Source organism: Candidatus Paceibacterota bacterium (assembly GCA_041663045.1).
In the GTDB taxonomy this organism is placed as follows: domain Bacteria; phylum Patescibacteriota; class Minisyncoccia; order Phycocordibacterales; family GWA1-40-21; genus Bog-1340.
In genome coordinates, this window is sequence record JBAZRH010000001.1 from 378,513 (window position 1) to 397,014 (window position 18,502).

Here is an 18,502-nt window from a genome sequence, read left to right on the forward strand (position 1 = left end):
ATACCCTACTGGGCAAATAATATTGGGCGAGTGGCGAAATTGGCAGACGCATCAGCCTTAGGAGCTGACGATAGTAATATCATGGAGGTTCAAGTCCTCTCTCGCCCACAAAAAAGTATCTTGACTATTTTTGTTAAAAGAATAGTATTTGAAATGGGATTGTAAGATAAAAAGAAAGGGGCAGATTATGCCTAATGGACATGGAGATAAAAAATACGGTCCGCATAAATATGCAGATCATGGTGGGACATCTGATTGCGAACACAAGTGTGGTTGCTGGATGGGACCAAGTCGTTCTGGCGGTCCGGTGGGGATAAACCCATTCGGACAATGCCCTGGCAACCCATTGGATGGTCAAAAACTCGGTGGGAAAGAGGACTACGAGTTGGTTGTAGATCAGCGCATTGCTGACTTGGAACAACGGGTCTGGAAAGCCGAAGAAGCCCTGAAGAAAGTCCGTCCAAGCAAGAAGAAGATTGTCGATGAACTTGAGCAAGCGAAGAAAAAACTCGCCGAAGCAAAAGAACTCATCGAAGATTGGCAGAAAAAGGCTGCCGAACTTGCCTGGTAAGACATCTTTCGACCAAGATCGCTAGTGTTGTTTAAACACTAGCGATCTTTTATTACTCAAAAGGCGGTTTGCTTCGCAAAACGCCTTTTGAATTTATTTTTATTATTCGAATGATTCTTATATTTACCTACATTATCTCGCACACCCCGCCCGCGCAAGCGAGCTCTTTCTTTACATCTGTCTCGTCTATCTTTTCATAAGTAATAATTTTCGAATAGTCTATATGCTCAAAATTCTTAAGCATTTCTTTATATCTCTTTTCATCTATCTCCTCATAAGGAGCAAGCTGATACACATGATTATCTCGTGGTAAGAATGAAAGTCCGCCAATCATATCCCAATTCCTATAAAGCCACTGGGCAACTTCGATCCATTCTCCATCGCCGATAGAAATAGTTACCGATGGATTGTGTTCTGTATAGTATGTCTTGACCATTTTCCAATGCTCTAGCTGTTGTATGGCTGTCTGATCATTTCTAAATGTAGATCCTTTCGGAGATTTCACCGGGAATTCAAATACAAAAGTATCTGCTTTTTCTTTTGTCTGACCGACTTCTGGGAAATGCGTCACACCCTGATCACGAAGCATTTTGAAGAGTGAGTCTGTAGCCGAGATACGGACTCTGCGGATATAATATGGAGCATAGCGAGGGTGCATACCAGATGAGAAGTTGAATGTTTGCGAAGAATTCCCGTCTGGCTTTACACAAGTAGTAGCTGTCGATTCTGCAATACCGAATCTTTTTGCATACACTTTATTTACCTTTATCGATTCATTCTTCATCTTTTCAAGCATTTTTGGAGTCCTGACAAGCTCGCAATCCCATTGACCGGCAAGTCCAATACCGAGAAGTCTCTCCCTCTCACAATTTTCTTTCCATTCTTTTGAAAGATAGCCAAAATTCGTAAGAGAGGCTTGATATGTACCGATAATCGTAGCTATTCTTATTTTCCTCAAAAGTGACGCTTCTGTATCGCCTTCTCTTGCAATAACATTTGTAAGGTTACAGAATTGTTTTGACTGCAAGATAATCTCTCCGCAAGGATTCGTACCGATAAGCCTCTTACCTGTCAGGTTTGTGCCGTCAAAAAGACCTTCCTCCTTCCAAACTTTTAATCTTCTAGCCGGAGTTGTTGTAGGTAAACCTCCGCGGTTGAATATTCCCCTCTCTCCAGAGCCTGATTTCATAAGGGCAATCCATTCATCGAGGAATTCCTCTTCTTTTGGCTTTTGTAAATATACAGCAGAATTGTTGGCGAGTGATCTTTGACCTTCTGTGAGATAAAATTGACCCTTTTTCGCATCGCGAATCTTTTCATCATCCAAATCTGATAGTGATATCATCGCGCTTCTCCTGACACCTCCTGAGACGACGATCTGACCGATCATACACATAATATCGTGCGCATCGATATTTTCTAGACGCCTTCCTTGTCGATTCAAAAGCTTCCTCTTTGCGAAGATTAGAAGATTCTTCAATGGCTCAGGGCCAGATGATTTGCCACCCATGATCTTTAACCTTGCTCCGGCAGGGCGAAGCTGTGAGAAATCGAATTCAATATCCATTCCGTCTGCCCAAGTGGTAAGACCGATTGTAAGTGCGTCACACCACCCTTCTTTGCTGTCTGGTATTACAAAAGTCGGAAGCTTTTTGCCTGTTTGGAATTTAATTTGAGGAAGTTGTTGAATATTTTGGCTTTCAGCAGACCAACCGCATCCAGTACCACACATAGAGATATACATGATCTCTGCAAAATCCTGCCACTTCGTTGGAGCGATGTATGAACAGTTGTATGCACAGACATTTGTCTTCTCGGCTGCCTGACCTGCAAACTGCAAAAGTCGCATCGAGGGCATCGCCTCTTGTTTCAAAATCGTTTGGCGAACTTCTTTGTATTCATCGTCTTTAAGTTTCTTGCCGAGATTCTTTTTCATGAAATCCATATATCGATCTACGGTCTCGATCCATGTCTCGCGTCTTTGCTCTGCAGGTATCCATCGAGCATATGTTCTGTAATAGACAAACTCTCCAAGAGGATTGCTAAAATATTTCTTGCTATCTTCGGTAAGCTTTTTTACATGTGGAGGGACTTGAATTCCAACCTCTCTTAGCTTGTTCCTCTCTTGTCTATAGATAATATATTCCTTTGCGGACTTAACATATTCGCTTAAAATAAGCTCTCTTTCCACAATATCTTGAATACCTTCAATATCCGGCAGAAAATCCTTAAACTTTTTAGCGATTTTTACAAGTTCAGCCAAAACTTTGTTCGCGACGAGCTCTGCTTCTTCTATTGAACCTTCTCCGACAACAGTCATCGCTTTATTTATTGCGATTGTTATCTTTGACAATTCAAAAGGCACAACTGAACCATCTCTTTTTTCTACGCTCTTGATTAGGTGAGCTCTCCCGCTTCCTGTTTTGACCATACGATTTATAAAATTTTATCTAATTAATAATGTAGAGTAATTTTACACCAAAAACGAGCAAAGAAAATACAAAAACAACTTTTTTACGAAAAAGAAATCAAAAAAAAGACGGTGTAAAGCTCATCGTTGTAAGATGCCTATAAATCAAGTGATTTTCAAAAAATATTCTAGAGAAATAGCTGGGGCGTTTTTTATTTTTTGCATAAAAAATAAAAAACGCCCCTATCCACACCCCATTTCCCATTTACCCCGTTGGAAATCCACAATAAATCAAAAATAGATAATGGAGTATCACGAGTGATTTCAATATTATTTGTTTTCTTTGTTTATAAGATTTCCAATTGGGGCTTGTTCCCACCAGAACAGCATGAGTTGATTAGTCCCTATCTACTTATTTCCAAAATAGAAATTTTGTTTCCCACCATCAAACTATTTTTATCAGAAAAGCCTGACGGAAGCTCTAAGACATATTTGGCAAAATAATCTTGTCCAAAGGCCTTCGGATATGTACTAATAGCGACACTTTTTTCAATACCAATGACAGAAAAATCTGTATTGATCCACACAATATCTATCGGAAAATTCATATCCTTCATCCAGAAACCGTAATTCCCCTCTTTTTCAAAAATAAAGAGCATTCCTGTGTCATCTGAAAGCAGATTTCTACCAGAAAGCCCGACTTCTCTTTTATAATCTGTATCAGAAACATCTACTTCTATTATTTTCCCTCCGATTTCGATTTGTGCCTTGTCGTATTTGATACACGGAGTGGTCGGCTTCTCTAATGTCGGATTTCCATGTCGCTCCCATTGTCCGTCTTTACAAATCCAAAGATCCTCATCGCCAGAAAAACCCCTGACTATTAATACAAGGATTAAAATGATTAGTATCCAGATAAGAATCTTTAAAAAAGTTTTCATAATGTCTATTCTGTAGTCACTCCATCAAACTCTGGTCCGTCGGCTTCTGCCTCCGCCTTCGTCGCACGCACGACGCCGTCTTTGTGATGCGCTGGTGAATAGATAGTATAAAGTTTCAAATCTTCTGTGGCTGAAATATTTATAATATTATGTTTCGCTCCCGCAGGGACGACTATCGCAAAGCCGTCTGATAAAGCATATTCGTTGCCGTCGATAATACATCTGCCTTGCCCTTTCTCAATACGGAAAAATTGATCGTTGTCAGTGTGAGTTTCCATTCCAATCTCCTCTTTCGGTTTCAAGCTCATCAAGACGAGCTGGCTATGCTTGCCAGTGTAAAGTACTTTTCTGAAATTCTTATTCCCCAAGGTCTCCTTTTCAATATTTTTACAAAATCCTTTCATATTTTTATTTATTAGCTAATAACTCTTCACGAATTTCCATCCAAATCTTACCTACCTCATTTCGCCCCTTACCATTTTCACCATCATCCCAAAAACCATCTCCGGGTGGATAAGTTACAATATGTTTTACAATTTTCTGATCATTTGTATTGAATAACGCCTTACGCACTTCCTCGTGTTGGAGGGCTTTAAGTCTCATCAATTTCTTCATCACTTCTCTTTTATATTCTTCCTTCTTGAACTCTGGGATTTGAAGTTCTTTATATTTAGTAGAAACTTCCCATGCTTTTACCGGACTGTGAGTACTCTTAATCTCTTCTATGATATTTTTATCTGTGTATCTCATACACTGATAAGCATGTTCTACTGTTGGATACAAAATTCCACCAACTTCAATCGCATGAGAAGTATAAGGTGAAAAATATATATAAAATATTTCTAATGGCACAACCTTACTCATACTTTTTATTATAACACCTTCTGCGGAGACGGCGAGATTCGAACTCGCGGGAGCTTTCACCCCACTCGCTTTCCAAGCGAGCGCACTAGACCACTATGCGACGTCTCCGTAGAAGCTATAATAAATGAAAAAAGACAAAATTGAAAGGGCGTCCGCCTCAGGCGGACGCCCTTTCAATTTTTATTCAATATTCATTCCTGTAAGTGCTTTCACTCTCGCTTCTACTGGTGGATGTGTGCTGAAAAGATTGGAGATTCTCCTGCCTGCCCCACCAAAAGGATTTGCGATAAAAAGGTGTGCTGTTGCAGAATTTGCCGTCTTCATCGGCGCACTGTAGGCAGATATTTTTTGCAAAGCTGAAGCAAGGCCTTCTGGATACCTTGTAAGAAGCGCTCCGGAAGCATCGGCGAGGAATTCTCTTTTTCTTGAAATAGCGAGTTGAATAAGCTGGGCGATAACTGGTGAGAGAATTATAAAAATAATTCCGATAATCATGAGCACTCCTCCGCCTTTTCCACTGTCTCTATTCCCCCTACCCATACCTCCTCTCAGAAACATATTTGCAAGAAGTGAGATAAAGCCGACAAGCACCACCACGACAGTAGAAAGTAAAATATCTCTATTTCCAATATGCGAAAGCTCATGAGCTATCACTCCCTGAAGTTCAGACTTGTCCAAAATCTGCAAAAGCCCCGATGTCACCGCCACGGCAGAATGTTCTTTGTCTCTTCCTGTTGCAAAAGCATTTGGTGCACTATCATTTATAATATAAACTCTTGGCATCGGAAGCCCAGCTGTGATAGAAAGATTCTCGACTGTGTGATATAGCTCCGGATATTCTTCATGTGTCGCCGGTTTTGCTCCCGATACCGAAAGTGCAATCTTATCCGAATACCAATAACTCAAAACATTCATTACAATACTGAAAATAATCGCAAAATATAAAATTCCAGGATTATTATAGTAATAGCTTATAAAATACCCTATCGCCACAATAATCACCAAAAACACGGCCATCAAAAACCACGTCCTCGCGACATTTTTAGATTGTTGGGTGTAAAGGGTGGCCATAATTATTGTATAGAACCCCAGAATAAATTTTATTTATTAATTAGGGGCAAACCGCTTCGCCTATAAAAGGACGGCCTATTCGGCCACGCAGTTTGCGTTTCCAAAATAGATATTAATTCTATATTAACGCTAAATAAGTAGCAAACGATAAAATTTATACGGGGTTTAAGAAAATATAGTCGCTTCGCTCGTTATTTTCTAAAATTTCACCTCTACCGGTTGCTTTGCGGCGGTGGCTTCTGCTTCATCTAGAGCAAATAGCTCCATCTTCACAAAGTGAAATAGTTTACCGATTAGATTGCTTGGGAAAGAATCTATCGCGATATTCAAGTCTCTGACATTGCCATTGTAGAACCTTCTTGCGGACTGGATTTTGTCTTCTGTATCTGTAAGTTCACTCTGAAGAGAAAGGAAGTTCTGATTGGCCTTTAGATCTGGATATGCCTCGGCGACAGCAAAGACGCTTTTCAAAGCACTGGCAAGCATATTTTCTGCCTTCCCTTTGTCCACTATATTCTGTGCACCCATAGCTGCAGCTCTGGCTTTTGTAACATTGTCGAAAGTGGATGTCTCATGCGCAGCATAGCCCTTCACAGTATTTACAAGGTTTGGAATAAGATCGTATCTCCTTTTTAGCTGAACATCTATATCAGACCATGCTTCTTTGGCTCTGTTTATAAGAGTGATAAATTTGTTATAGGCAAAAATCGCCCAGACTATCAAAACTACTAAAATACCAACTATTATATATCCTGTCATATTGTTTAGATTTAAATTAAAAGCAAAGGCAAAATACCTTGCTCCCTGCTATTATACCACAAAATGAAAAGGAAAGCATATTTTTTAATTAACAGAGGTAGTGTCGATTTGTTTTTTCTTTAATATTTTTACTACCCCATGATTAGCTAATACTTCTATAGTATCACCAGTTTTTATTATTCTTGTCGCATATTTAGCCCCAACTATGCATGGAATCTTTAATTCTCTACAAATTATAGCGGCGTGGCACGTAATTCCTCCTTCATCGGTTACAATAGCAACAGCTTTATTCATTGCGGGGACGAAATCAGGTGTTGTCATACCAGTCACTAAAATTTGTCCGGCTTCAATCTTCAAAGCATCTTGTGAAGTCCTTGCCACAAAAGCATGCCCAGTAACCTTTCCAGGAGATGCTCCAAGTCCCTGCAAATCGCCCGTTGTTTGATCCATCGAGCCCATTATTTCTTCATATTTCTTTTTTGCATCCCCGCCACTAAGTTTAAGCCCTTTACCATTTTGGTAAATATAAATAAAATTCGATGATCTATTCTTCAATTCATTCCTATCAAACTTTTTCCCATTTAGAATATCAGACACTTCACTCGCTTCACACCATCCAAGAAGTTCTTCCTCTATGTTTATTTTTTTAGAAATCTCACTGAACACTTGATAACTCCAATAATTCCCTTTCATCTGCACTTCTTTTCTTATGTCATGGTATTTGACTAATTTATTTGAGAGTTCTAGAAACTTTAATAGTTTCTTGTCTTTTTTTAGAAACGGGTATTCTTTGTTGATTTGATTTTTCTGATAAGAGGTTTTTTCTACATATTCATCCATCTTTTTCAGTTCAGTATTTGGATCTAATTTAATTTTTCTGAACCCATCATAAATCTTAATGATATCCTTGTCATCTCTACCTTTTGATTTTTTCCAACCAAGTTCTGCCCACCAGAACCTCTTCACTATTTCCCCAATACGCTTGTTAAATTTATCTGATTTTTCTGTGATTTTCTTTTCATCAACATCCTCCATAAGCTCAAGAATTAATCTTTTCTCGTCGTTTAAATAGGAAAGATATCCTGATATTGTCAAAATATTATATACTCTCAAAAATTCTTTCTCGCTATACGCTTTATTTAATTTGTCTTTTAGGGGTTTTTTAATTCTTTCTGTTACTTCAACCATCAAAAATTCATCGGTTCCATCAATTGTCATTGTTAAACTATACCAATCAAAAAGCATTTTTGAGTATTTCTCATAGACCTTCGCAACACTTGAATTATTAATTATTCTAATTTCTGCAGAATTGTTCTTTTTAATAAAATCAAGAATTTCTTTTGTTTTCTTATCCAAAACTTTAAAGAATCTATTTTCAAAACTTTTGGAACTCAATAATTTATTGGCTACTATCTTTCCTTCTTTATACAAATCTTTCTTTTCATAATACCAATACAAAGTATCGCCACTAAAATAAATGACTAGATAGTTAATTCCCCTGGAAAAATATTTTTTGACCCCGGTTACAAAAGCCCGAGAAGGTTCGGCACACTGAACAAATGTCGCTCCCCCTCTTATGTATTCTACTAGTTCAAAATCCTTCATATTTCCAATTGATTTTATCATAGGAGCAAACTAAATAAAAGATTTGCCTTTTTTATCGATTCTGCTATAATGTCCCAGTAATGACAGCTTTGATTTCAGCTTTACCTTATATACAAATCATCTTGGCGATATTAATCATCGCCCTTGTTTTGATGCAAAGATCAGAAGCTGGTGTCGGTGGCTCTTTCGGAGGTGGAGATAATTGGAATTCTGCACATCACACAAGAAGAGGTTTTGAAAAATTCTTGTTCAATGCAACAATAATCGTTGGTATTCTTTTTGCTATAGCCTCTCTTTCAGCGTTATTCCTCAGATAATCACGCACCATAAAAGAAGGTTTGTCTTCTCTCCTTCGTTTTGATATAATTTGGAAAATATTTGATACTAGTTATTTAATTCAGTTAAGTGAAAGAAAAAATAAAAAAAATCCTAAATAAAAAATGGGCTCTCCCAGGAGACAGTGTTGTTTCTAAAACGCTTCAGTCTTTTAGTATAGCTGAAAAGGTTTTCTTTTTTACATTGGTCACTATTTTTATAACATCTAGCCTCATAATACTCAAACAAGCTAACGATGGTCTCACGATAGACGTTCCAGCAAATGGAGGATACTTAAAAGAAGGTATTGTAGGATCTCCGAGATTTGTAAATCCAGTACTTGCTGTATCAGACGTAGATAAAGATCTCACAACCTTGGTATATTCTGGTCTTTTGAAAGCAGATCCAAATGATGGGCTAAGAACAGACCTTGCAAAAGGATATGAAGTTTCTAGCGATGGACTCGAGTACACATTTACTTTAAGAGATGACGTATATTTCCAAGATGGTATAAAAGTCACGGCTGATGATGTAGAGTTTACTATAAAGACAATCCAGGACAGCTTGATAAAGAGTCCTAAGAGGCCAAATTTTTACGATATAAAGATAGAAAAGATTGCTGACAATCAGATAAAATTCACTCTCAAGAAACCATACTCTCCTTTCTTAGAGAATCTTACTGTAGGTATCTTACCAAAACATCTTTGGGGTAACTTAGATGCTGATCAGTTCCCCCTTAGCCAATACAATGTAGAACCAGTAGGTTCTGGGCCATACAAGGTAAGTAAAATGCAGACATTGCAAAAAAATATGTTACTCGTGCCGACATATTATGAGTTTACACCTTTTAAGAATTATGCTTTGGGTAAGCCTTTTATAGATAAACTCATAATAAATTTCTATAGAGATGAAAAATCTCTTATAGACGCATACAACAACGGCGATGTGGAAGCGATAAATTCTGTTTCCCCTGACAAGATGACAAATATTAAAAGACAGACCAATGCAAATGTAGAGATTTCACCTCTCCCAAGAGTTTTTGCTGTCTTTTTCAATCAAAATCAGTCGGAAGTGTTGTCAAATAAAGAGGTCCGTCAGGCTCTAAATATAACAGTAGACAGACAAAAGATTGTAGATGAGGTTTTAAATGGTTATGGGCAAGCCCTCTTTGGTCCAATACCTAAGGGTCTTATAGACGGAGGTAATCAACCCGCAATCGGTGTGGATTTTGATACTGCTTCAAGTACGCTGGCTAAAGCAGGCTGGAAGAAAAATACCGAGACTGGGATTTTAGAGAAAAAGATAGATAAAAAGAAGACTCTCCAGCTTATAATTTCTATATCTACGCTTAATTCTCCAGATTTAGTGAAAGCATCAGAAATAATAAAAGAAGGCTGGGAAAAACTTGGAGCCAAAGTAGATATAAAACAATTTGAACTCGGTGATCTCCAGCAAAATATTATAAGGCCAAGAAAATTTGAAGCATTACTTTATGGTGAAGCGGTAGGTAGAGATATGGATTTCTTCGCTTTTTGGCATTCTTCTCAAAGAAATGATCCTGGTATCAATGTAGCAATGTACACAAATAGCAAAGTAGACAGTCTTCTTGAAGAAGCTAGAAAAACTCTCGACCCAGAAGTACGAAACAAAGACTATAAAACTTTCGAAGTAGAGATCTCGAAAGATATACCAGCGATATTTTTGTACTCCCCTGAATTTATATATATAGCCCCAGGAAAAGTAAAAGACAATTCGCTCGGACTTGTCACCTTGCCTTTTGAGAGATTTTTAAATATCAATAGTTGGTATATAGAAACAAATAAAATCTGGAAAATATTTGAGTAAAAAGACGAAAAATCTTCCCAAATTAAAGACTCCATTTTTATAAAATTATTATTTATTATTAGCTAATTTAACATGAACAAAGAAGAAAATAAAAACTATGTAAGAAAATCCAGCACGCCTTTTGTGGCGGGGACTGGCTTTGTAGCTCGCACGAATATAAAACCGGCATCCACTCCCTATATAGCTGGAGGAGAAAGTCTAACTAAACCCACAGAGAAAAAAGGTGTGGTATTTGTCAGAAAACCCCATGTGACAAATGCTGGTCCTAGACACGCAAGTGTTAGTAATCATAATAAGCACTCACGAACTAGCAGAGGTGGGCATTCTTATGGTAGAAACAGAGATCAAAAGAAAAACGGGATAATGAGAAAGGTTACTTCAGACGGAAGCAAAAAGTTTGATCATGTCATACCACCGCTCAAAGACGGAGATATAAGAATAGTCCCCCTTGGAGGCGTGGAAGAAATCGGCAAAAATATGACTGTTATAGAATACAAGGACGAAATAATAGTAATAGACGCCGGAATTCAATTTAAAACAGAAGACACTCCTGGTATAGACTATATGTTGCCAAATACAAAATATCTCGAGGCCAGGAAAGGTAAAATAAAGGGCCTTGTGATTACTCACGGACATTTGGATCATATTGGAGGTATTCCTTATATTATAGAATCACTTGGAAATCCTCCTATATACACGAGAGAGTTCGGTGCTCTGCTTATCAAGAAGAGAATGGATGAATTTCCTCATCTGCCGGCGCTGAATATTAAAATAATAGACAAAAACACAGACTTCTTCCCTATTACAAAAGATCTTAGGATAAAATTCTTTGGTATTACTCATTCGATTCCAGATTCAACTGGTGTAATCATCGAGACTCCGTATGGAGATATTGTAAACACAGGAGATGTAAGAGTAGACAATGAAAACGGAGTGGTAGCAGAAAAAGAATTTGAACAATATGCTTTCTTTAAAAACAGAAAAGTACTCTTGCTAACTATGGATTCGACAGGTATAGAGAAACCCGGATGGACTATATCGGAAGATAAGGTTATAAAAAACATAGAAGAGATTGTTAAAAATGTTACAGGGAGAATTATTATCGCCACTTTTGCTTCACAGGTAGAAAGAGTTATTGAATTTATAAATATGGCCGAGAGACACGGGAAGAAAGTTGTAATCGAAGGCCGTAGTATGAAAAACAATGTCGAGGTTATCAAATTCCTTAAACTCGCCGATACAAAACATATAATCAATGTAGAAGATATACAAAATTATCCGCCACATAAACTTATGTTCCTAGCGACAGGCGCTCAAGGTGAAGAGTTTGCAGCACTTATGAGAATGTCAAACAATACTCATAAATATATCAAGCTCAACAAAACCGATACCATAATATTATCTTCTTCTATAGTGCCCGGTAATGAAATGGCTGTTACCTCACTTAAGGACAATCTATTCAGACACGATTCAAAAATAATCACCTACTATGACACGGACGTACACGCCGGAGGACACGGCAAAAGAGCCGAGCTTGAGTGGATACACAAGCAAATCAAATATAAATTCTTCATGCCAGTACACGGACATCATTTCATGCTCAAAATGCATGCCGAACTTTCTGCTTCTGTAGGGACGCCAAGAGAAAATATTGTGGTGCCTGACAATGGCAGTATTGTGGAAATCACCGATGGTGGGACAAAAATAAGGGTATTGAAGGAAAAGGCTCCTGCTGGGATTGTTATGGTAGATGGATTCTCCATTGGAGATGTTCAGGAGGTTGTCATTCGCGACAGGCAAATGCTTGCCCAAGATGGAATGTTTGTAATCATTGCAAGCGTAGACACAGCCACAGGAAAACTCCGTAAATCTCCAGATATTATCTCCAGAGGCTTCGTGTACTTGAGAGAATCACAAGATTTACTCAAGCACGCCAGATTCTTGATTAAAAAGACAGTTGAAGAAAATGCTCATGGTAATCCGATTAACTTTGATTATATTAAGGATCAGGTTACAGATAATATCAGCAGATATCTTTTCCAGCAGACAGCAAAAAAACCAATGGTAATACCAGTAATAATTGGGGTATAGAAAACCCACAAAACAAAAGGCAGGACGCCTACGGCGTCCTGCCTTTTGTTTTGTGGGTTTTATCTCGTATCCTCTATCGCCAAGCTATATTTGATACCTAAAAGCATTATCACCCCAAGAGCCACAAACATATAATTCATTCCAAAATAGCTCAAGAACCAAGTCGCAAGAAGCGGTCCAATAACATAAGCTATCGGTGATGTCATTCTAAAGACACTTATCAGATTTGTATTTTCTGTATTTATCTTCTTAAAGAAATAAGTTTCGGTCATTATCTCGATCACTGCAGCACCAACTCTTGTGATAAAAAGCATTACTCCCCAAAGTAAGAAACTTTTCGCTGACATAAAAGTCAAAACGCATGTAGAGATCGCCATTATCAAAAACCCGACACAGAGAAGCTCTTTTTCTCCAAGTTTTTTGTCGGCAAGCCAGCCAAGTGGCACTTGCACAAGAATAAACGGCACGAGCATTATGGTAAAAGCCACACCAATCTGTTGCCAACTGAAGCCAAGATATTGATTCAAATATATCGGAGTATAAATAATCATCCAAGAATAAAATATATGTAAAAGTAGATTCGCCATCGTGATAGAGCGAATATTTTTATTGTCAGCAATTTCTTTTACGGTATCCAGGAGTTTAAAATGTTTATATCTTGTATCCTTGAAATCTCGCAAGCTAAGCGTCGCCACTAGGACGACAATAGCCATTATAAAAGCAGAAATCAAAAACACTTTTTGAAAAGAATTCTCACCGGAAAGATATGCCGAGGCAAGCGGAGCGAATATCCACGCTATGTTTATAGAAGTAAGGTAAAAGCTTCTGATTCTTCCGGTCTCAACATTTCTGGAATAATGTTCCACGAAGACATCAAAACAATATCCGATCAGTATGGTCACAACATAAGCGATTAAGAAGGCGACAAGAAGGACAAGTGGATTATTGGCTAGTGCAAGCACCGCCAAAACAGCAGTATTGATGGCCGAAAGGCCTATAACGGTCCTATAATTACCAAGTCGCGACAATATCCATGGTATGGCGAAAAAGCCAATAATGGTCAAAATAGAGGCTATGGCATAGATTATACCGACCAGCTTTTCAGCTGTTATTTGGCTCAAAAAGCTTGAATTTACATATGACGGTAAGGCCGTTCTTAAAGCAAAAATAAAACCGACGATATATAAGACTAGGAGCGATGATCTTCTGAAATTGGGTACTGCTTTTTGTATTACTGACATAGATTATTTCAAAATAACTGGGATAAAGATGTTCTGATCTAGATCGGGGTTGTCTGAAGGATTGTCTTTTTTTAATACAAGTAACACACGTTTTGTGTTTGTTGCCTTCTCATAAGAAATCTCGGCTGAGAAATTTATAAAATCTTCTGTCATCCAATTTTCAGAAGAAGTGGCTATGCCGGAGGCGATCGTATTGCCATTTGAATCTACTAGATCTATTGGGAATGAACCCTCAAAAAACCATGTCCCCCTAGCCTTTCCAGAAATCTTTATCGGGCTTTTTACCTCTTGATTGTCCTTCGGCATTACAACTTGTATAGGCAATTCTGAATTTATACTTGGAGCTACTACTTCCCTTCTACCCCAATCAAAAATTAATGCCATAAAAATTATGACTACGATTATCAGTATTAAAACTATAATTGATTTCTTCATACCTAATTTTTTGTGTTTTTAGTTCTTTACTTCCCTTATCCAAGTCGGATATCCTTGCACTCCTTTATCAAGACAAATATTTATATTGTCCGGACATTCTACATATTTTATATATTTGAAAGAATCGCCAAACAAAGCTTTTTGTGCAGTGCAATGCGAGCACCAAACTGCTCCGTACATCGTAAAACCCTTATCTGTCAGGCATTTAGCAAAAGAGTTTTTGTCGGCAGTCAGGGGGCAGCTAGAAATTTCAGCAAGTCTTTCAAGTGACATCTGCCCTTCAAAAAGATTATCTTTCGATACGGCCTGATTCCCGTTGCGTCCTCCTGCCAAGTTGAATATTGCAAAAAGCGCTATCAGGATTATTACCACAATCGCAACCGCTATTATGATTTTATTTTCTTTATTCATATTTTTATTCCTTACAACAATCTACAAGTTTGTTGACTATATCTTTCATTGTCCACGGCTTTTCTTCATTTGCCATATCTTTAATATCACAAACTTCCACAATTTTCAGACGCAAAGCAAAAAACATGGTGAACATTTTATGCGCTTGTTCAAATGTCTCTATGGCTTCTGCTTTTTTCCCGTCAGACTGGAGCTTTGTCCCGACTTCAAAAAGTCTCATACAAGTGGCGAGCAAATGCTTTGAAATACACCAGGTTTCGCCCTCTGTCTTGTCTATCATTTTACCGAGAAGTTTGGTGCGCATTCCGCGGATTTCATTGAGCATTTCAAAATATTCCGGCTTGTCTGTTTTCGCTCCGGTGAAAAACATATGCTCTTCCAAGCTAATCAAGTTCATCACGGCAATAGCAAGATCTTCTTCAGTAGAGAGGTCAAAATTCCTCCCCTTTTTCATTTCTTCTATCTTCTTCAAAACTTCATTGTAATTTAATTCTTTCATTTTATTTAGATTAGCTACCGCAAGTAATACTGTTTTCAGAGCACGGATATTTTTTTGCTAAAAAATTCCTCGTGCTCGCGCCAGTCGCGCTCCCAAGTCTCTGAAAACAGTATTACTTGCGGTAGCTCACTGACAAAGTTATTGTATCACAAAAATTAATAGACCCAAAAGTATCATTATTATAGCCACCCAAACTCTGGCTTGCTTGGTTTCTGCCCTTCTCACCTTATCCATAGCCTCTAAAACCTGCCTATTTACAGCTATGAGAAGTGCTATAAGAAGTGGTAGTACAAACATTAAATTATAGAAGATAAGGTACCAAAAACCCCTTAAGACGTTGTTTTGATCGTGCAAAAGTCCGAGGACAAAAAGGTATGGTCCGCCTGTGCATGGGAATTCAAAAAGTCCGACGACGAATCCGAGTATGAGAGCTGTCGGTATTGTCGCTTTTTCTACAAGCGTTGCAATTCTTTTATATCCGATCTCTGGAATCTTCAGCTTGATTGGAAAATTCGGGAAGAATTCATTGATAAGGCCGATCGCTCCGAAAATAATTATTGCTAAAGCTCCGAGTTTTGCCATAATATTGGGAATGTTCAAAATACTCAAAACATGAAGTATGCCGAGACCGATCAAAACATAAGTGGCGAAAATCCCAAAAATATATGCGAGCCCAGCTTCCACTATTTTTCTCCTGCTTCTGCCGAGACTAAAGAGAAAAGCGACTGTAAGGAAAAGTACTGAAAATGCGCAAGGATTCAAACTATCTACTATTGCAGAAATACCGACAAGTGCCGGCAAAAATCCATTATATGTTCTCAAGTCTGGTAATCTGAAGTGGAAAAACCCCGAATATGCCAAAATCAAAATAACAATCGCGAGCACCAATATCCCCACCGCCCCCCATTTCCTCTTTTCCATATGGGGGATATTATAGCATAAGAATTTAATAAGATTTTATTCAAAATCCAATAACAAAGCATTGTGATCGGACACTTCTTCCGGTAAAACCTTAAAATCTTCAACCTTTATATCTTTGCTTGTAAAAATGTAATCGGCATACTTTTCTGGCTTCGTATAAAGACTTGTCCTCGTAGATTTTATATTATTTTCTTTAATCAGATTTCTTAAACCAATCTTCTCAAATTTGTTGAGACTTTCAGTTTCAGGTAAGAGGTTAAAATCCCCACACAAAACCACAGGACTAGAAGCCTTTTTAATAAAATCAACTATTTTATCTGATTGTAAAAGTCTATCTTCACTATCGCCCTTTCCTTTGCCATTCCACAAACCGTGGAAATTTATTACTGTCCTTGACCCTTTCTCTGTATCGATTTTTATATACTGAATATTTCTAGCATGGTGGCCAACATCACCTTCTGGTATATGACCCTTTTCCTTATGTACAAAAACCTCACCTTCCTCGAGAACTTCTAGATCTTTCTTTATTAACATCAAAAGCCCATAGTGGTCCATAAGATGCGGACGAAAATACGCTGTATAATTTGGTAAAATCCTAGATATTTCCTGCTTACCATTAATCATTATTTTATCGTGTTCAAGATTCCTTCCACCGACAACTTGTCCATCCAACTTCTTGTATGGACCGGCCCAGATTTCTTGCAGACAAAAAATATCAACCTCGTTTCTATATTTTTCAAAAAATGATAATAATAAATCTTTGCCAGCCAAACCTCCCCACGTATTTAGAGAAACGATTTTCATAGCTGCGGGGCTTGGACTCGAACCAAGATTCTATGCTCCAGAGGCATATGTCCTACCATTAGACGATCCCGCAATATTCATACTATATACTTTTTTCTTTTTAAAATCCAGCCCGGGGTATAGGCTTTTCGCCGTTTTCTAGCGCTAGACGATATCGTCGTCTCTTCACTTAAATATAAGAATTATATATCTGACATCTCTTAATTCTGCTATAATAAACTTATGAAAAATGTAGCAGATTTCTTTTTTCTTGAAAGAGTTCCAAAGGGGTATCCGATGGACGTCTTATATATAAATCTCGGTCATACAAATATAGCAAAGAGGCCGGAGTTTGGCCTCAAAACCCAGGGTGCGATGATTCTAGTCTTTAGTGAGGGGCATTATGATATTTTTCTAGAAAAAGAAAAGTGGTTCAAGGCTGGGCAGACGGTACTGGATTATGTATTGGAAAATGATGACAGATTTATTGCTTGGGAGAGAAAAACTAGAAGATGGCTTGCGTACATTGCGGAAGTAAATAATAAATTTAAAAAGATAGATTTTGGTGTATTTACTGATAAAGAACTGATGCAGCAATTAGATTGGATTTTAGAATTTGAAAAGACAGATGGTATAGAAAATGCAGAGATAACATCAAGTAATTATGGAACAAATTTAATTTACCAGAGATTTGAATCGACTTTGAAAGAACTCGGTTTCGCTCCTCATAATATTGGTCAAATTCTATTACGATCCACAAGATCCTTCCCTCTTATCGAATACGAGAAGGAAATCAGTAGACTAGCTATTTGGCTGATAAACGAAAAGAAAAATTATGTACTGGATTATGAAATTGCCGATCAAGAGATATTGAATAAGATAGAAAATATTCTCGATGAATATGATTGGCTTGATGCAAGCTTGGCTAGTAAGCCAAAATCTATTCAGAACGTAATAGATGATATAAATGTACTACTTCAATTTAAAGACAAGCTATCTAAGGTCATTGCTGAGAGAGAATATGATCGAGAAGATAAAAGATCTGAAAGAGAGAAGGTCTTAGAGGCTGTTTTACAAAGAGCATCGTCTAAACAAAAAAGAGTTATCGATTTTGCAATAGAAAGTAGCGAACTTGGAAGAATATTGGTGGATGAGATAATGAAATTTATTTATTATCGTCGAAGGATTTATGCCGAGATAGGAAAGAGGATAAGACTTTCTGAAATCGAGACAAAATATCTTTTACCAGAAGAAATAAGATCCTGTCTACTACACTCTACAAAGCCTGATATAGAGATTGTAAGACAACGCCAAGAGATATTTGTTTGCATATTAGAAAATGATCAGATTGATATATATACTGGGCAACAAGCAAAGGAGTGGCGAGACAAACTAAAGGAGATTGTCTCAAATGATGTACGACCCTTAAAAGGAGAAATTGCTTTTAGCAAAGGTAAAATAAAAGGAATCGCCAAAATAATTAGAGATGTTACTGATATGGATAAAATAAAAAACGGAGATATTCTAGTTTCTTCGAGAACATACCCAGACTTATTACCCGCTATGAAAAAGTCCTCTGCTATTATTGCAGAACTTGGAGGGCTTCTCTCTCACGCAGCTATAGTCTCTAGAGAATTTGGTATTCCCTGTCTTGTGGGGGTTCAAAACGCTACATCCAAGATTAAGGATGGCGATTATCTGGAAATCGACACAGAAACAGGAGATATAATTATTATATAA

18 protein-coding genes and 3 tRNA genes are annotated in these 18,502 nt (G+C 37.7%); 6 read left to right on the plus strand and 15 right to left on the minus strand.

The genetic code is table 11. The features are described 5' to 3' along the window. Positions 1-24: 24 nt before the first annotated feature. Positions 25-108 (plus strand) — tRNA-Leu (locus tag WC631_01935). A 79-nt stretch (positions 109-187) separates the two neighbouring features. Next, on the plus strand, positions 188-571 hold the full coding sequence (locus WC631_01940) for a hypothetical protein (GenBank protein ID MFA6227215.1): 384 nt from the start codon (positions 188-190) through the stop codon (positions 569-571). A 127-nt stretch (positions 572-698) separates the two neighbouring features. On the opposite strand, the gene WC631_01945 is transcribed toward WC631_01940, so the two are convergent. The 8 genes from WC631_01945 to WC631_01980 all read right to left on the minus strand — a co-directional run bounded on the left by WC631_01945 (position 699) and on the right by WC631_01980 (position 8,242). Beyond that, the gene (locus WC631_01945; protein MFA6227216.1) at positions 699-3,002 is read right to left on the minus strand and encodes an ATP cone domain-containing protein; all 2,304 of its coding nucleotides are present in this window, start codon (positions 3,000-3,002) and stop codon (positions 699-701) included. A 383-nt stretch (positions 3,003-3,385) separates the two neighbouring features. Next, a complete protein-coding gene (locus tag WC631_01950) occupies positions 3,386-3,922 on the minus strand; it encodes a DUF192 domain-containing protein (protein MFA6227217.1) in 537 nt (178 codons plus the stop codon). A gap of 5 nt (positions 3,923-3,927) precedes the next feature. Continuing rightward, positions 3,928-4,326, minus strand: a complete 399-nt coding sequence (locus tag WC631_01955; GenBank protein ID MFA6227218.1) for a cupin domain-containing protein — start codon at positions 4,324-4,326, stop codon at positions 3,928-3,930. A gap of 4 nt (positions 4,327-4,330) precedes the next feature. After that, a complete protein-coding gene (locus tag WC631_01960) occupies positions 4,331-4,786 on the minus strand; it encodes an NADAR family protein (protein MFA6227219.1) in 456 nt (151 codons plus the stop codon). 23 nt (positions 4,787-4,809) lie between these two features. After that, positions 4,810-4,894, minus strand: a tRNA-Ser gene (locus WC631_01965). Between the two features lie 72 nt (positions 4,895-4,966). Then, on the minus strand, positions 4,967-5,857 hold the full coding sequence (locus tag WC631_01970; GenBank protein ID MFA6227220.1) for a M48 family metalloprotease: 891 nt from the start codon (positions 5,855-5,857) through the stop codon (positions 4,967-4,969). Positions 5,858-6,055: 198 nt separating this feature from the next. Beyond that, positions 6,056-6,616 (minus strand): LemA family protein, encoded by a 561-nt coding sequence (locus tag WC631_01975; protein ID MFA6227221.1) that lies wholly within the window; start codon positions 6,614-6,616, stop codon positions 6,056-6,058. 84 nt (positions 6,617-6,700) lie between these two features. After that, on the minus strand, positions 6,701-8,242 hold the full coding sequence (locus WC631_01980) for a PEP-utilizing enzyme (protein MFA6227222.1): 1,542 nt from the start codon (positions 8,240-8,242) through the stop codon (positions 6,701-6,703). Between the two features lie 59 nt (positions 8,243-8,301). On the opposite strand from WC631_01980, the gene secG reads away from it, so the two are divergent. The 3 genes from secG to WC631_01995 all read left to right on the plus strand — a co-directional run bounded on the left by secG (position 8,302) and on the right by WC631_01995 (position 12,472). Beyond that, on the plus strand, positions 8,302-8,538 hold the full coding sequence (gene secG / locus WC631_01985; protein MFA6227223.1) for a preprotein translocase subunit SecG: 237 nt from the start codon (positions 8,302-8,304) through the stop codon (positions 8,536-8,538). Positions 8,539-8,626: 88 nt separating this feature from the next. Beyond that, positions 8,627-10,381, plus strand: coding sequence for an ABC transporter substrate-binding protein (locus WC631_01990; GenBank protein ID MFA6227224.1), 1,755 nt, complete (start codon positions 8,627-8,629; stop codon positions 10,379-10,381). A 72-nt stretch (positions 10,382-10,453) separates the two neighbouring features. After that, positions 10,454-12,472, plus strand: a complete 2,019-nt coding sequence (locus WC631_01995; GenBank protein ID MFA6227225.1) for a ribonuclease J — start codon at positions 10,454-10,456, stop codon at positions 12,470-12,472. A 59-nt stretch (positions 12,473-12,531) separates the two neighbouring features. Here WC631_01995 and WC631_02000 read toward each other — a convergent pair whose 3' ends face one another. The 7 genes from WC631_02000 to WC631_02030 all read right to left on the minus strand — a co-directional run bounded on the left by WC631_02000 (position 12,532) and on the right by WC631_02030 (position 16,856). Next, positions 12,532-13,713 carry an MFS transporter gene (locus WC631_02000; GenBank protein MFA6227226.1) on the minus strand — a complete coding sequence of 394 codons (1,182 nt, stop codon included), beginning with the start codon at positions 13,711-13,713 and terminating at the stop codon, positions 12,532-12,534. 3 nt (positions 13,714-13,716) lie between these two features. Then, positions 13,717-14,148, minus strand: coding sequence for a Gmad2 immunoglobulin-like domain-containing protein (locus tag WC631_02005; GenBank protein ID MFA6227227.1), 432 nt, complete (start codon positions 14,146-14,148; stop codon positions 13,717-13,719). Positions 14,149-14,166: 18 nt separating this feature from the next. Beyond that, positions 14,167-14,559 (minus strand): hypothetical protein, encoded by a 393-nt coding sequence (locus WC631_02010; GenBank protein ID MFA6227228.1) that lies wholly within the window; start codon positions 14,557-14,559, stop codon positions 14,167-14,169. A gap of 4 nt (positions 14,560-14,563) precedes the next feature. Beyond that, positions 14,564-15,058 (minus strand): hypothetical protein, encoded by a 495-nt coding sequence (locus WC631_02015; protein ID MFA6227229.1) that lies wholly within the window; start codon positions 15,056-15,058, stop codon positions 14,564-14,566. 138 nt (positions 15,059-15,196) lie between these two features. Next, positions 15,197-15,979: a GAP family protein gene (locus WC631_02020; GenBank protein ID MFA6227230.1), complete on the minus strand. Its 783-nt coding sequence runs from the start codon at positions 15,977-15,979 to the stop codon at positions 15,197-15,199. A gap of 36 nt (positions 15,980-16,015) precedes the next feature. Continuing rightward, entirely contained in the window at positions 16,016-16,783 is a 768-nt protein-coding gene (locus WC631_02025; GenBank protein MFA6227231.1) for an endonuclease/exonuclease/phosphatase family protein, read from the minus strand. 2 nt (positions 16,784-16,785) lie between these two features. Next, positions 16,786-16,856: transfer RNA gene (locus WC631_02030), tRNA-Gln, on the minus strand. Positions 16,857-17,005: 149 nt separating this feature from the next. On the opposite strand from WC631_02030, the gene WC631_02035 reads away from it, so the two are divergent. Continuing rightward, positions 17,006-18,502 carry a PEP-utilizing enzyme gene (locus WC631_02035; protein MFA6227232.1) on the plus strand — a complete coding sequence of 499 codons (1,497 nt, stop codon included), beginning with the start codon at positions 17,006-17,008 and terminating at the stop codon, positions 18,500-18,502.